This window comes from Streptomyces sp. NPDC020780, assembly GCF_044334475.1.
Lineage (GTDB): Bacteria > Actinomycetota > Actinomycetes > Streptomycetales > Streptomycetaceae > Streptomyces.
In genome coordinates, this window is the sequence record NZ_JBIRTB010000001.1 from 207841 (window position 1) to 221472 (window position 13632).

A 13632-nucleotide genomic window follows, 5' to 3' on the forward strand; every position below is an offset into this window, starting at 1 on the left:
CTCCGCGCCTCCTCCGTGCCTCACGTCCTCCTTCGCAGTGATCAGGCTAGCCCGTGCCGGTCCGGTGCGCCCCGGCGGACCGCCCGTACGGAGCTGGGCCGAAAGCCCTACCGGGCACGGGTACGCTGCCGTCTGCCACCCCGACCCACAGACGAGAGGCAGTGCGCCCGTGACCTCTTCCGCCCCGGCAGCCCGGGCTCATCGCCGGACCGCTCTCGCCGTGGTGCTCTGCGCGGGGCTGACCGCCGCACTCACCGCCTGCGCCGGCGAGGACCCGGACAAGGGGACCAACGGCATCGGCAAGCTGAGCGCGGCGGAGATCGACAGCAAGGCGCGGGCGGCGGCCGCCGCCTCGGACGCCGTGCGGCTCACCGGGAAGCTGGTCAGCAAGGGCGGCACGTACACGCTGAACATGCAGCTCAGCGCGGACGGCGGCACCGGATCGGTCACCTCGCGGCAGAGCACGTTCGCGCTGCTGCGGATCGGCGACGAGCTCTTCCTCAAGGCCGACGCCGGCTTCTGGAACCACGGCTCCGGCGACGGCTCCGACGGCGACAACGAGGAGAGCGACCGGTCCGCCGCCGACAAGCTCCAGGGCAAGTACGTGAAGGTCCCCGAGGACGATCCCACGTACCGGCAACTGCGCGGTTTCACGGAGAAGAAGACCCTGCTGGACGGGGTGCTCACGCTGCACGGCAAGGTCAACAAGGGCGAACGCTCCAGTATCGGCGGGGTGCGTACCGTGCAGATCATGGGCGGAAAAGGTGAGGGTGGCACGCTCGACGTCTCCCTGAAGGGCACGCCGTACCCCCTGCGGGTGGCCCGGGGAGGGGGCGGCGGGACCCTGACCCTCGCCGACTGGGGCCAGAGCTTCGCCCTGGAGCCGCCGCCCGAGGACGACACCGTCGACTACGGCGGCGAGCTCCCCAGGTCCTCCGGCTGACAGGCGCCGCCCGTCAGCGCCGCCCGCGCCGCTTCAGGAGCAGCCGGGGGAGTGCGGCGGGCGCGGCCCGGCGGGTGGTCGCCGCGGTCGGCAGGGGGACCGCGGCCAGCGAGCCGTCCGGAAGCTCCGTACGGGGCGCCCCCGGTACCAGCCGCACGACCCGGCACTCGCGTGCCCACCGCTCGGTCATCCGCTCGGCGTCCGGCGCGTTCAGCCGCTTGCCCTTCAGCTCGGCGACCGCGGTCTCCCACTCCTCGGAGTGCTGCTCCAGGACCGCGACGACGGCGGTCCACGCGACGATCCGGCCGCCCTTGTCCTTGCTCCGGACGGTCACCTCGGCCGGGGCGCCCGCCACCAGTCCCTCGGGGAACGGCTGCTCGCCGGGACCGTCACCTACCAGCACGGCCGCGCCCTCGTGCCACACGTGCCACAGCGCGCGGGCGGGGCCGGAGCCCCGCACCCAGACCAGGCCGGACTTCTTGGTGGCCTCCTCGACGAGGGCCCGGCCCAGCAGCGCGTCAGCAGCAGTCATGCGCGCACTCTATTAGAGCCAGCCGTTGCGCTTGAGGGTGCGGTGGATGGAGAAGCAGACGATGCCGATGACGCCCATCACCATGGGATAACCGTACGTCCACCGGAGTTCGGGCATGTGCTCGAAGTTCATCCCGTAGACGCCGCAGATCATCGTCGGTACGGCGACGATGGCCGCCCAGGACGTGATCTTGCGCATGTCCTCGTTCTGCGTGACGGTGGCCTGCGCGAGGTTGGCCTGGAGGATCGAGTTCAGCAGTTCGTCGAAGCCGATGACCTCCTCCTGTACGCGTGCCAGGTGGTCGGCCACGTCGCGGAAGTACTTCTGGATGTCGGGGTCGATCAGCCGCATCGGGCGCTCGCTCAGCAGCTGCATCGGCCGCAGCAGCGGGGACACCGCCCGCTTGAACTCCAGTACCTCGCGCTTGAGCTGGTAGATCCGGCCGGCGTCCGCGCCGCGCGGACCGCCCTTGGCCGGCGTGGAGAACACGTCGATCTCCACCTCGTCGATGTCGTCCTGCACGGACGAGGCGACCGCGATGTAGCCGTCGACGACGTGGTCGGCGATGGAGTGCAGGACGGCGGAGGGACCCTTGGCGAGCAGTTCGGGGTCGTCCTGGAGCCGGTGGCGCAGGGCGCGCAACGAGCCCTGACCGCCGTGCCGGACGGTGATGACGAAGTCCCGGCCGGTGAAGCACATCACCTCACCGGTCTCCACGACCTCGCTGGTCGCGGTCAGTTCGGCGTGCTCCACGTAGTGGATGGTCTTGAAGACGGTGAACAGCGTGTCGTCGTACCGCTCCAGCTTGGGCCGCTGGTGGGCGTGGACCGCGTCCTCGACGGCGAGCGGGTGGAGTCCGAACTCCCTCGCGATACCGGCGAATTCCTCCTCGGTCGGCTCATGCAGGCCGATCCAGGCGAAGCCGCCCTCCTCCCGCACCCGCAGCATCGCCTCGTGCGGTGTCCGGCAGCCGTCCGCCGTGAGCCGGCGTCCGTCCCGGTAGACAGCGCAGTCGACGACGGCGCTGGAGGCGGACGGGTCGCGGGTGGTGTCGTAGCTGTTGTACGGGGCGTTGCTCTTGCGGAGGGACGGGCGCACGGCGGCGCGCAGGTCGCGGATCATCGACATGGCTGGCTCCTTCACGGAGGGCCGTCGGCGGGGCGTGGAACAGCCCGGAATGGGGACGTGCGCTCACGTCCGCAAAGCGGGCGGCACCGCGCGGGCGCGATGACGGCGTTCGCTACAGACAGGCAAAAACGAGGTGCTCTTCCGTAGCGCGAGCTGCTGCGGGTACGTCCGGGAAGGGCGTCAGGCCACAGAAGGAAGGCAGCGTGCGGAAGAGCGGCTGGTACTGCACGGTCGACTTGGATCCACCGCGGCCCCACCTCCTCCGGCCGGTCCCCCGTGGGGGATCACGTGTTGTCAGGACTGAGAGCGACGCTTCTGCGCGCTGTCCCGACCGACGGCCCAGGCTATCAGCGCCTCGGAGCCAATTCCTTCCTTTGCCCGTTCCAGGCGCGTTCTATGCTCGCGGTATGCGAGAAATTCTTGATCTGGTCGAAGCCCGGCTCCGCTCGGCCCTGGGGGAACCGGACGCGCGCGCCGACGTGACGTTCCTCGGCACGGACCGCATCGAGGTACTCCGCTTCATCGACGGTGACGTGGTGCGCTACGCCACACTCGGCATGTCGGCCCACCCGATGGCCGACCCGACCTCCCCGCTCGCCGACCCGGTGAAGGGCCCCCGCGCCGAACTGGTCCTCTCCGTACGGGTGGGACTCGCCGACACCGACCAGGTGCTGCGCCCGCTCGCGGTCCTCGCCGCCTCCCCGCAGGTCGAGGGGCTCGTCGTGGCTCCGGGTGCGTCGCTGGACCTCGGGCAGCCCCTGTGGACGGGGGCGCCGTTCTCCTCCGTGCTGGTCGCCGAGCCGGGTGGTCTGGTCGAGGATCTAGAGCTGGACGCCCCGATGGATCCGGTGAGCTTCCTGCCACTGCTGCCGATGACGCCCAACGAGGCCGCCTGGAAGCGGGTCAAGGGGGCGGCGGCACTCCAGGAGCGCTGGCTGGCCCGGGGGACGGACCTGAGGGACCCGCTGCGCGCTTCCGTGCCGCTGGACTGACGGGCCGTAAGGACCCGCAGCCCGCAGCCCGCAGCCCGGCCGCGAGGTCCGTGGCCGGGCGGGCACGTCGGCCGCGCGGTCAGTCGGCGAAGACCGTGACACCGTCCTCGGCGGCGTGCCTCGGCTCCAGCTCCGCGGCCCGGTGGGTCAGCGCCGAGCGCCGTGCCAGGACGACCGATGCGCCCACGAGGGCGGCGGCCGCCGCCACGACGAACGGGATGTGGACGTCGCTCCACTCCTCGATCTTCGGTGCGAAGTAGGGGGCCGCGGCCGCGGCGAACCAGCGGACGAAGTTGTACCCGGCACTCGCCACCGGGCGTGGTGCGTCCGACACGCCGAGGGCCAGCTCGGTGTAGACGGTGTTGTTCATCCCGATGAAGGCGCCCGAGGCGACGGTGCAGACGACGGCCGCCGTGTGGCCGCCGTACCCGAGGACGACCAGGTCGACGGCGAGCAGTACCAGTGAGGCGCCGAGCACCTTCAGGGAACCGAGGCGCCGTTGCAGCCGCGGGGCGACGAGTACGGAGAAGACGGCGAGGAGCAGGCCCCAGGCGAAGAACACCGCCCCCGACCTGTACGGCGACATGTCCAGCACGAAGGGGGTGAAGGCCAGGGCGGTGAAGAAGGCGTAGTTGTAGAAGAACGCCGAGGCCGCGACCGAGGCCAGACCGCGATGGCCCAGCGCCTTCACCGGGTCGAGCAGGGAGGTCCTGCGGGCGGGCAGGGGCTGCTCCTTCAGGAAGGCGGTGATGCAGAGGAACCCGATGGCCATCAGGGCCGCGGTGCCGAAGAAGGGGTAGCGCCAGCTGGCGTCACCCAGCAGGGCGCCGACCAGTGGCCCGCAGGCCATGCCGAGGCCGAGCGCCGACTCGTACAGCAGGATCGCCGCCGCACTGCCCCCGGCGGCCGCTCCGACGATCACCGCGAGGGCGGTCGAGACGAACAGCGCGTTGCCGAGGCCCCAGCCGGCCCGGAAGCCGACCAGTTCGGCGACGGACGAGGAGGTGCCCGAAAGCGCGGCGAAGACGACCACGAGCGCCAGGCCGGCCAGCAGGGTCCTGCGGCCGCCGATGCGGCTGGAGACGAATCCCGTGAGGAGCATCGCGACGGCGGTGATCAGGAAGTACGACGTGAACAGCAGGGACACCTGGCTGGGCGTCGCTTCCAGCCCTTCTGCGATGGACGGCAGGATCGGGTCCACCAGGCCGATGCCCATGAAGGCCACCACCGAGGCGCCCGCGGTGGCCCAGACGGCCTTGGGCTGGCGCAGGAGGCTGGTCGCTCCTTCGTCGAACGGGTCCTCTTCCCGCATGGGTTTCCCTCACTTCCACTCGATCGTTGCGTCATGCACAGAATAAGTTAGACGCTCTAATGAATGCAAGTTACATCTATCTCTATGGTCCTCCGGCGCCTCCTCCCCGGCCCGGGCCACGCTGCGGACGGGTGATCGTCCTTGACGCGGCGGCGGCCGGAGAGGACCGTTGGGCGCTATGAGGGGCGAACCCAGTTGCCCGAAGTGCGGTGGCCGGGTCAGGGCGCCCGGCCTCTTCGCCGATGCCTGGCAGTGCTCGGCCCACGGTCCGGTGCACCCCATGCAGCCGGTGATCCCGCCCAGCGTCGAGGCGCTCGGCGTGGTCGTCCACCGGGCCCGCGTGCCGGTGTGGATGCCCTGGCCGCTCCCCGTGGGCTGGCTGTTCACGGGCGCGGCGTACGCGGGGGACGACCGCAGCGGCGGACGGGCGACCGCCGTGGCCTGCTCGGGACCCGGGCCGCTGGGCGGTCTGTGCGAGATGCTGCTCGTCGCCGAGGAGCTCGGTGTGGGGCTCGGGGCGCGCTACGCCGGTATCGACGGCCTCGACCCCGGCGCGGGCCTGCGGCTCGACGGCGCCCCCGACGCCAAGCTGCTCGCCGCGGGCCGGCCCACCCCGCTGTGGCAGGTGAAGGACTGTGCCGGCGACCGGGCCGTGTTCGCCGGTGAGGCGTGCGGTCTGTGGCTCTGGGCGATCGTCTGGCCCGAACAGTCGGGGCTGATGATGTACGACGACCTGGTGCTGACCGATCTGCGCGACGCGAGCGGGGAAACGGACCTCGTGCCGTGCGGAGCGCTCACCCCCCGGCTGCTCACGCCCCCCTGAGCGGGGCGCCGGCGGCGGCGGGCGGCAGGGTGCCTTCCGGTTATCCTTGAGCGTCCCCCGCCCGCCCGCAGCCCTGGAGTACGCGTCGTGCGCATCGACCTGCACACCCACTCCACCGCGTCGGACGGCACGGACACCCCGGCCGGGCTCATGGCCGCCGCAGCGGCGGCCGGCCTCGACGTGGTCGCCCTGACCGACCACGACACGGTGGGCGGTCACGCGGAAGCCCTGGCGGCCCTCCCCGCCGGCCTCACTCTCGTCACGGGAGCGGAGCTCTCCTGCCGTGTCGACGGTGTGGGCCTGCACATGCTGGCGTATCTCTTCGACCCCTCGGAACCCGAACTGGCGCGAGAGCGCGAGCTGGTCCGGGACGACCGGGTGCCCCGCGCGCAGGCCATGGTCCGCAAGCTCCAGGAGCTCGGTGTCCCGGTCAGCTGGGAGCAGGTCGCCAGGATCGCCGGTGACGGCTCCGTCGGCCGCCCCCATGTGGCGTCCGCCCTCGTGGAACTCGGCGTCGTCGACTCGGTGTCCGACGCCTTCACCCCCGCCTGGCTCGCGAACGGCGGCCGCGCCTACGCGGAGAAGCACGAGCTCGACCCGTTCGACGCGGTCCGGCTGGTCAAGGCGGCGGGCGGTGTCACCGTCCTCGCCCACCCCCGCGCCGTCAAGCGGGGTGCGGTGGCGCCGGAGTCCGTGATCGCCGGTCTGGCCGCCGCCGGTCTCGACGGCATCGAGGTCGACCACATGGACCACGACGAGCCCACCCGGGCGCGGCTGCGGGGGCTCGCCGCCGGACTGGGGCTGCTGCCCACCGGTTCCAGTGACTACCACGGCACCCGCAAGACCGTCCCGCTCGGGGCGTTCACCACGGACCCCGAGATCTACGGCGAGATCACCCGGCGCGCCACGGGGGCTTTCCCCGTGCCCGGCGCCGGCGGACCCGTCCACGAGTTCCGCGCCTGACGGGCCCTGCCGCTCCACGGGCCCTCCCCGCGCACGACGAGTTCTCCGCGCGCTTCCCTTCCCGCGCCACCTCCCGCCGCCGCCCGCGCGCGTCCGGGTGCCGTGGCGTTCGCGGCCCGCGCACCTCCCTGTTCGACCCGCTCTTCTCTCGCAAGGCTCACTGTGTTCGACATCGCTGTCTTCGGATCCCTCTTTCTCACCCTTTTTGTGATCATGGATCCGCCCGGAATCACGCCCATCTTCCTGGCCCTCACCGCCGGGCGCCCCGCCAAGGTGCAGCGCGGCATGGCCCTGCAGGCGGTCTCCGTCGCCTTCGGCGTGATAGCCGTCTTCGGAGTGCTCGGCCAGCAGATCCTCGACTACCTGCACGTCTCCGTACCGGCACTGATGATCGCGGGCGGACTCCTGCTCCTGCTGATCGCGCTGGACCTGCTCACCGGCAAGACCGACGAGCCGACGCAGACGAAGGACGTCAACGTGGCCCTCGTGCCGCTGGGCATGCCGCTGCTCGCAGGGCCCGGCGCGATCGTCTCGGTGATCCTCGCGGTGCAGCACGCCGACGGTGTCGGTGGTCAGGTCTCGGTCTGGTCGGCGATCTTCGCCATGCACGTGGTGCTCTGGCTGACCATGCGCTACTCGCTGCTGATCATCCGCGTGATCAGGGACGGCGGAGTGGTGCTGGTGACCCGGCTCGCCGGGATGATGCTCTCCGCGATCGCCGTCCAGCAGATCATCAACGGCGTCACCCAGGTCATCCAGAACTCCTGACCCCGGACACCACAGCGCCCCCGCACGGACCTGCCGTGCGGGGGCGCCTCGTCTTCAGCTCCTCATCCGCTTGTCCTCAGCGGCGCGAGCGATGCCAGGTGTTACGAGGCCGACGTGTCGGCCGGCCGGATGTAGATGCGCTGGCCCATGAAGGCGGCCTGCTGCACGATCCGGTTGACGGAGGCGGCGTCCACGACGGTGCTGTCCACGGCGGTACCGTCGACATCGTCGAGTCGCATGATCTCGAAGCGCATAAGGCTTCCCTTCGTCTGATCCTCCTGCTGGAGAACTACGGGGAGGACGGGCTGGCCGTCCACAAGGATGTGGGGCCCGGAACGCCGAGCGTCCGTGTCCCACACTCGTCACAACGGCTTGCCCTTTGCAAACATTCCCTACGCTAAGGAAATTTTTTGGATGTCTAAGTACCAGCGGGTAACCGAGCGCGCGCAGACGATGAGGGCCCGATGAATCACGCGGACACGCGGCCGGACGAAGCCCCGGACATCCGCGCACAGTTGGACCGCACCAACGAACTGCTCCAGCGCGTCCTCGCGGAGGTGTCGAAGACACCCTCCACGCACGCGATCTTCGTGGACGCGGGATACGTGTACGCCGCCGCCGGCCTGCTCGTCACCGGTACCGAGGACCGGCGCTCCTTCGACCTCGACGCGGAAGGGCTGATCGAAGCCTTCATCGACAAGGCCCGCACGATCTTCGCGGACAGCAGACTCCTGCGCGTCTACTGGTACGACGGGGCCAGGCGCCGGATCCACACCGCCGAACAGCAGGCCATCGCCGAACTCCCCGACGTCAAGGTCCGGCTCGGCAACCTCAACGCCAGCAACCAGCAGAAGGGCGTCGACTCGCTCATCCGCACCGACCTCGAGTCCCTCGCACGGCACCGGGCCATCAGCGACGCGGCACTCGTCGGCGGCGACGAGGACCTGGTGTCGGCCGTCGAGTCCGCGCAGGGCTACGGGGCGCGCGTGCACCTGTGGGGCATCGAGGCCGGCGAGGGGCGCAACCAGGCCGAGCCGCTGCTCTGGGAGGTCGACAGCCAGCGGACCTTCGACCTCGACTTCTGCCGGCCGTACGTGACCCGGCGCCCCGTCACGATGTACGAGGACGACAGTCCGGCCCCCTCCCGCGAGGACGTCCGCTTCGTCGGCGCTCAGATCGCCGCCGGCTGGCTCGCCTCACGCGGCCGGGAGGCGCTCGCGGACCTGCTGCCCGGGCACCCCTACCTGCCGGGCTCCGTCGACCAGGATCTCCTCGTCGAGGCCGAACGGCTGCTGCAGCACTCCCTGCGCGGCCACGCCCACCTGCGGCGGGCGCTGCGCGACGGCTTCTGGCACCACCTGCAGGCGCAGTACTGACCCCCGGGCGGGCCGGCCGCCGGGATTCCCTCCGGCCGGCCCGCGGCTCAGAGGGACTCCCAGAACGACACGAGGGCGGCCGCGGTCTCCCGCGGCCTCGCCGTGTTCGGGGAGTGCTCGGCTCCCTCGACCACCGTGCGCCGCGCGCCGAGCCGCCGCGCCATGCCGTCGAGCAGCGGCACCGGCCAGACGTCGTCGCTCTCGCCCGACACCACATGGACGGGCAGCGGCAGCGCGGCGAGTTCGTCCACCCGGTCCGGCTCGGACGACAGCTGCGCGCCCGTGGCGATCAGCTGCGCCGGGTCGTGCCGCATCCAGCGGCGGCGCAGGTCCTCCCCGTCGCCGATGTCGGCGTCCTCGGGCGGATCCATGGCGCGCATGGCCTGCCAGACCTCGGCCATGCTCCAGCGGCTCAGCGTGTCGGCCAGCAGGCGCGCCTTCTTCTGCTGGTCGGGGGAGATCTCGGCCGGACCGGACGACATCAGGGTCAGCGAACGGAAGGGCGAGGGATCCAGGAGGACCGCGGCGCGGGCGATCTGGCCGCCCAGGGAGTGCCCGAGCAGATGGAGGCCTCCGGGCGCTCCGGCACCCCTGAGCGCATCGGCCTGAGCCAGCACGTCCCGGGCCAACTCGGCCTGGACATACGACTCCTGGCGACCCGTGCCCTCGGTCTCGTACTGTCCGCGGCCGTCCACCGAGACGACCCGGAACCCGGCGTCCGCGAGGGGTTCGAGCAGAGCGACGAAGTCCTCCTTGCTGCCGGTGTACCCGGGCAGCAGGAGCGCTGTCGCGCGTGCCCCGGCAGCCGGGACGGCGTCCAGCACGGCGAAGCCCCCGCGCTCCGTGGACAGGGTGCGGGCACGGGCGCAGGGGGGCGGGGTGAAGGTGGGAGGCCGGCTCATGCAGCGAGGTTATCGCCGGGGAGCCGGCCGCGTCCCGCGCAGACGTACGGCCCCGGCCCCCCGGTGAGCGGGGGCCGGGGCCGTACGGCGGAGGCGGGGCCGGTCAGCTCTCGGGCGTCTCGGCGGCCGTCGTCGCGCGGGCGCGGCGGCGGCGGGGCTTCGCGGGGGCCTGCTCCTCGCCCGTCGCGGCCTCGGAGGTGACCGCGGCGTTCTCCACCTTCACGGCGGTACGCGGCCGACGGCGGCGCGGCCTGGTCTCCGCGTCCTCCGCCACGGCCGGGGCCACGGCGACCGCTTCGGTCCTCGGCTTGGCGGCGGTACGGGGACGACGGCGCGCCCTCGTCTCGGTCGCGGGCTCGGAGACCGGCGCGATCTGGAAGTCGACCTCGTCGGCGGGCTTCACCACACGGGCACGCCGTCGCGGCCTGGTGGCCACGGGCTCCGGCGCCGGAGCGCCGCCGGCCACCGTCTGGAAGTCGACCACGGGCTCGGCCGCCGGGGCGGCGACCGCGTCGGTCACCGGCGCGGCGACCGCGGCGCGGCTGCGGCGGCGCGGCTTCGCCTCGGCCACCGTCTCCTGCGCCGGGGCGGCGGGAGCGGCCTGCGCCACGGCGGTGACGGTTTCCACGGCGGCCGGAGCGGCCTTCGCGACGGCCGGGGCCTCGGCCACCGCCGACACGCCTTCGGGCGCGGCGACGCGGGTACGGCGCCTGCGGCGCGGTGTACGCGGCTCCGCGGCCTCGTCAGCCGCGGCGGGCTCCACCGGCGGCGCGGACTCCGCCGACGGCGCGGGCACCGTCACTGCGGCTTCCTCGGCGCTGCTGCCACCGCGCGTGCGACGACGCTGGCGAGGCGTGCGCGGGGGGCGCTCCTCGCGGGGCGCCGGGGCCGGGGCGGCGGACTTTCGGCCGCGGCCGCCCGTCTCGCCCAGGTCCTCGATCTCCTCGGCCCGCAGACCCGCACGGGTCCGCTCGGCGCGCGGCAGGACCCCCTTGGTGCCGGCCGGGATGCCCAGGTCCTCGTACAGGTGCGGCGAGGTGGAGTACGTCTCGGGCGGGTCCGGGAACTTCAGGTCCAGGGCCTTGTTGATCAGCTGCCAGCGCGGGATGTCGTCCCAGTCCACCAGCGTGATCGCGATGCCCTTGGCGCCCGCGCGGCCGGTACGCCCGATGCGGTGGAGGTAGGTCTTCTCGTCCTCCGGCGACTGGTAGTTGATGACATGGGTCACGCCCTCGACGTCGATGCCGCGCGCGGCGACGTCGGTGCAGACGAGGACGTCCACCTTGCCGTTGCGGAAGGCGCGCAGCGCCTGCTCACGGGCGCCCTGGCCGAGGTCGCCGTGGACCGCGCCGGACGCGAAACCGCGCTTCTCCAGCTGCTCGGCGATGTCGGCGGCGGTGCGCTTGGTACGGCAGAAGATCATCGCCAGCCCGCGGCCCTCGGCCTGGAGGATGCGCGAGACCATCTCGGGCTTGTCCATCGAGTGGGCGCGGTAGACGTACTGCGCCGTGTTCTTGACGGTCGTGCCCTCGTCGTCGGGTGACGTGGCGTTGATGTGCGTCGGCTGGGACATGTAGCGGCGCGCGAGGCTGATGACGGCGCCGGGCATCGTGGCCGAGAACAGCATCGTCTGGCGCTTCGGCGGCAGCATCGTGATGATGCGCTCGACGTCGGGCAGGAAGCCCAGGTCCAGCATCTCGTCGGCCTCGTCGAGGACGAGGACGCGGATGTGCGAGAGGTCGAGCTTGCGCTGACCGGCCAGGTCGAGCAGCCGGCCCGGGGTGCCGACGATCACGTCGACACCCTTCTTGAGGGCCTCGACCTGGGGCTCGTACGCCCGGCCGCCGTAGATCGCGAGAACGCGGACGTTACGGACCTTGCCGGCGGTGAGCAGGTCGTTGGTGACCTGCTGGCACAGCTCGCGGGTGGGGACCACGATGAGCGCCTGGGGCGCGTCCGTCAGCTTCTCGGGCGCGGCCCGGCCGGCCTCGACGTCGGCGGGGACGGTCACTCGCTCCAGGAGCGGAAGACCGAAACCGAGCGTCTTGCCGGTGCCGGTCTTGGCCTGGCCGATGACGTCGGACCCGGAGAGCGCTACGGGAAGCGTCATCTCCTGGATGGGGAAGGGGGACATGATGCCGACCGCCTCGAGGGCTTCGGCCGTCTCGGTAAGGATTCCGAGGTCGCGGAACGTAGTCAGGGTGCTGCCTCTTCTGTGAGACGCGGCCCGAGGCGAACGCTGGGGGTCGTACCGTGCCGGGGTTGGTCATCCGGCCGTGGATGGGCCGGGTGGCGCGGGACCACTGCCGTCGCTCGAGCGCTCGTGCCGCTGAGGGGGCCCCTCATCTGCGGTCGTACGTGGCGTACGCACCGCGGGGAGGGCTGTCGGGTCGGAGCCGATCGGGCCACCGACCGGGCATCCTCATTCAAGGTCGCGCTCCTGGCACAGGAAAATGCTCAGTAAGCGCAATACCACTGTACCCCGGATTCGTGCATGTGTGTTGGGCGAATTGATCGGAACGGTGTGATGTCTTCGGTCGGCCGGGCCCTTCCGCCTCCCGGCGGGCGGGCTATTCTGCGCTGCATGGAGACGCCTGACAACGCCACTGAAGCATCCGACGAAGCCCCCGCACCCACCGGGATCGCCGCCCAGGACTGGGCCACGGCGTCCGCCGACGCGCACTACCGCGCCGCCGTGGTGGATCTGCTCGGCGCACTCGCCTACGGGGAACTCGCGGCCTTCGAGCGGCTGGCCGAGGACGCGAAACTCGCGCCGACCCTCGGGGACAAGGCGGCACTGGCGAGGATGGCGTCCGCCGAATTCCAGCATTTCGAGCAGCTGACCGACCGGCTCACCGCTATCGACGAGGAGCCGACCGTCGCCATGGAGCCCTTCGGCAAGGCGCTCGACGACTTCCACCGGCAGACCGCGCCGTCGGACTGGCTGGAAGGGCTGGTCAAGGCGTACGTCGGTGACTCGATCGCCAGCGACTTCTACCGGGAGATCGCCGCACGCCTGGACAAGGACACCCGTTCCCTCGTCCTCTCCGTGCTCGACGACACCGGACACGGCAACTTCGCGGTCGAGAAGGTGCGCGCCGCCATCGAGGCGGAGCCCCGGGTCGGCGGGCGGCTCGCCCTGTGGGCGCGCAGGCTGATGGGGGAGGCGCTCTCCCAGGCGCAGCGGGTGGTCGCGGACCGCGACGCCCTGTCGACGATGCTGGTGGGAGGCGTGGCGGACGGTTTCGACCTCGCCGAGGTCGGCCGGATGTTCTCCCGGATCACGGAGGCCCACACCAAGCGGATGGCGGCGCTCGGCCTCGCGGCCTGACCGGAGTCCCGCGCCGGCCCGGCCCCCGGCCCGGCCGGCGCGCGTCCCGTCTACTGGGCCGTCGCGGACCGCACCGGCCTCCGGCGGCGCGGGCGGATCAGCAGGGAGAGCGTCACCGACCCGACCAGGACGGCGCCTGCGCCGGTCGCCAGTACGGAGCCCGGCCCCAGGGTCGAGTGCGTCAGATACGTGCCGAACAGCGCGCCGAGCGGGCCGGTGAGGAACACCGTGCGGGGGGACGGCAGCCGCTCCGGCAGGGAGCGGAGCGCGACCCAGGACAGGGCCAGCCCCAGCAGGACGGAGCCGGTGGATTCCCAGAGCACAGCAGGTCACCTCGCTTGATCGCACGGCGGGCGGTCGGTCGTAGGCCGTACTACCCGGGGCCCGCAGGACGCAATCCTCCTCCGCGCCCGGAGACCCCACCGGGCGACACGCAGGACAGCGCGGCGGGGGGGGGGGGGGGGCCCCCCCCCGGCCCCCCCCCCCCGGGCGGGGGGGGGGGGGGGCCCAACCCCCACCCCAACCCCCCCCCGGCGGGCGGGGGGGGCCCCTACCGCCAGGG

At 72.2% G+C, this 13632-nt stretch carries 14 protein-coding genes; 7 read left to right on the forward strand and 7 right to left on the reverse strand.

The annotated features are described in order from the left end of the window. Window positions 1–169 precede the first annotated feature (169 nt). A complete protein-coding gene (locus ACH4VO_RS00955; RefSeq protein ID WP_360997839.1) occupies window positions 170–943 on the forward strand; it encodes a hypothetical protein in 774 nt (257 codons plus the stop codon). Window positions 944–956: 13 nt separating this feature from the next. Here the strand turns inward: ACH4VO_RS00955 and ACH4VO_RS00960 are convergent, their stop codons facing one another. Both ACH4VO_RS00960 and ACH4VO_RS00965 read right to left on the reverse strand, forming a co-directional pair. After that, window positions 957–1475 carry a hypothetical protein gene (locus tag ACH4VO_RS00960; protein WP_360997838.1) on the reverse strand — a complete coding sequence of 173 codons (519 nt, stop codon included), beginning with the start codon at window positions 1473–1475 and terminating at the stop codon, window positions 957–959. Window positions 1476–1487: 12 nt separating this feature from the next. Further along, complete coding sequence (locus ACH4VO_RS00965) at window positions 1488–2603, reverse strand: magnesium and cobalt transport protein CorA (protein WP_360997836.1); 1116 nt, start codon at window positions 2601–2603, stop codon at window positions 1488–1490. A 407-nt stretch (window positions 2604–3010) separates the two neighbouring features. Between ACH4VO_RS00965 and ACH4VO_RS00970 the strand changes: the two genes are divergently transcribed. Beyond that, the gene (locus ACH4VO_RS00970) at window positions 3011–3595 is read left to right on the forward strand and encodes a suppressor of fused domain protein (RefSeq protein ID WP_360997834.1); all 585 of its coding nucleotides are present in this window, start codon (window positions 3011–3013) and stop codon (window positions 3593–3595) included. Window positions 3596–3674: 79 nt separating this feature from the next. Here ACH4VO_RS00970 and ACH4VO_RS00975 read toward each other — a convergent pair whose 3' ends face one another. Beyond that, window positions 3675–4907, reverse strand: coding sequence for an MFS transporter (locus ACH4VO_RS00975; RefSeq protein WP_360997833.1), 1233 nt, complete (start codon window positions 4905–4907; stop codon window positions 3675–3677). Between the two features lie 178 nt (window positions 4908–5085). On the opposite strand from ACH4VO_RS00975, the gene ACH4VO_RS00980 reads away from it, so the two are divergent. The 3 genes from ACH4VO_RS00980 (at window position 5086) to ACH4VO_RS00990 (ending at window position 7461) form a co-directional block, all read left to right on the forward strand. Further along, entirely contained in the window at window positions 5086–5730 is a 645-nt protein-coding gene (locus ACH4VO_RS00980) for a DUF6758 family protein (RefSeq protein WP_360997832.1), read from the forward strand. A gap of 87 nt (window positions 5731–5817) precedes the next feature. Further along, window positions 5818–6693, forward strand: a complete 876-nt coding sequence (locus ACH4VO_RS00985; RefSeq protein WP_360997830.1) for a PHP domain-containing protein — start codon at window positions 5818–5820, stop codon at window positions 6691–6693. Window positions 6694–6855: 162 nt separating this feature from the next. Continuing rightward, window positions 6856–7461, forward strand: a complete 606-nt coding sequence (locus ACH4VO_RS00990) for a MarC family protein (RefSeq protein ID WP_360997829.1) — start codon at window positions 6856–6858, stop codon at window positions 7459–7461. A 101-nt stretch (window positions 7462–7562) separates the two neighbouring features. Here ACH4VO_RS00990 and ACH4VO_RS00995 read toward each other — a convergent pair whose 3' ends face one another. Then, entirely contained in the window at window positions 7563–7715 is a 153-nt protein-coding gene (locus ACH4VO_RS00995) for a hypothetical protein (protein WP_360997827.1), read from the reverse strand. Between the two features lie 210 nt (window positions 7716–7925). On the opposite strand from ACH4VO_RS00995, the gene ACH4VO_RS01000 reads away from it, so the two are divergent. After that, the gene (locus ACH4VO_RS01000; RefSeq protein ID WP_360997825.1) at window positions 7926–8837 is read left to right on the forward strand and encodes an NYN domain-containing protein; all 912 of its coding nucleotides are present in this window, start codon (window positions 7926–7928) and stop codon (window positions 8835–8837) included. Between the two features lie 47 nt (window positions 8838–8884). Here ACH4VO_RS01000 and ACH4VO_RS01005 read toward each other — a convergent pair whose 3' ends face one another. Next, window positions 8885–9739, reverse strand: coding sequence for an alpha/beta fold hydrolase (locus ACH4VO_RS01005; RefSeq protein ID WP_360997823.1), 855 nt, complete (start codon window positions 9737–9739; stop codon window positions 8885–8887). A 103-nt stretch (window positions 9740–9842) separates the two neighbouring features. Then, window positions 9843–11873, reverse strand: a complete 2031-nt coding sequence (locus ACH4VO_RS01010; RefSeq protein ID WP_360997821.1) for a DEAD/DEAH box helicase — start codon at window positions 11871–11873, stop codon at window positions 9843–9845. A gap of 450 nt (window positions 11874–12323) precedes the next feature. Between ACH4VO_RS01010 and ACH4VO_RS01015 the strand changes: the two genes are divergently transcribed. Further along, the gene (locus ACH4VO_RS01015; RefSeq protein ID WP_360997819.1) at window positions 12324–13070 is read left to right on the forward strand and encodes a ferritin-like fold-containing protein; all 747 of its coding nucleotides are present in this window, start codon (window positions 12324–12326) and stop codon (window positions 13068–13070) included. 50 nt (window positions 13071–13120) lie between these two features. Here ACH4VO_RS01015 and ACH4VO_RS01020 read toward each other — a convergent pair whose 3' ends face one another. Then, window positions 13121–13393 carry a hypothetical protein gene (locus ACH4VO_RS01020; protein ID WP_360997818.1) on the reverse strand — a complete coding sequence of 91 codons (273 nt, stop codon included), beginning with the start codon at window positions 13391–13393 and terminating at the stop codon, window positions 13121–13123. Window positions 13394–13632 lie beyond the last annotated feature (239 nt).

Bases quoted from the DNA above. Each gene is read 5' to 3' on its own strand.
- ACH4VO_RS00960 (WP_360997838.1), bottom strand. From the start codon at position 1,475: ATGACTGCTGCTGACGCGCTGCTGGGCCGGGCCCTCGTCGAGGAGGCC.
- ACH4VO_RS00965 (WP_360997836.1), bottom strand. From the start codon at position 2,603: ATGTCGATGATCCGCGACCTGCGCGCCGCCGTGCGCCCGTCCCTCCGC.
- ACH4VO_RS00970 (WP_360997834.1), top strand. From the start codon at position 3,011: ATGCGAGAAATTCTTGATCTGGTCGAAGCCCGGCTCCGCTCGGCCCTG.
- ACH4VO_RS00975 (WP_360997833.1), bottom strand. From the start codon at position 4,907: ATGCGGGAAGAGGACCCGTTCGACGAAGGAGCGACCAGCCTCCTGCGC.
- ACH4VO_RS00980 (WP_360997832.1), top strand. From the start codon at position 5,086: ATGAGGGGCGAACCCAGTTGCCCGAAGTGCGGTGGCCGGGTCAGGGCG.
- ACH4VO_RS00995 (WP_360997827.1), bottom strand. From the start codon at position 7,715: ATGCGCTTCGAGATCATGCGACTCGACGATGTCGACGGTACCGCCGTG.
- ACH4VO_RS01000 (WP_360997825.1), top strand. From the start codon at position 7,926: ATGAATCACGCGGACACGCGGCCGGACGAAGCCCCGGACATCCGCGCA.
- ACH4VO_RS01005 (WP_360997823.1), bottom strand. From the start codon at position 9,739: ATGAGCCGGCCTCCCACCTTCACCCCGCCCCCCTGCGCCCGTGCCCGC.
- ACH4VO_RS01010 (WP_360997821.1), bottom strand. From the start codon at position 11,873: ATGTCCCCCTTCCCCATCCAGGAGATGACGCTTCCCGTAGCGCTCTCC.
- ACH4VO_RS01015 (WP_360997819.1), top strand. From the start codon at position 12,324: ATGGAGACGCCTGACAACGCCACTGAAGCATCCGACGAAGCCCCCGCA.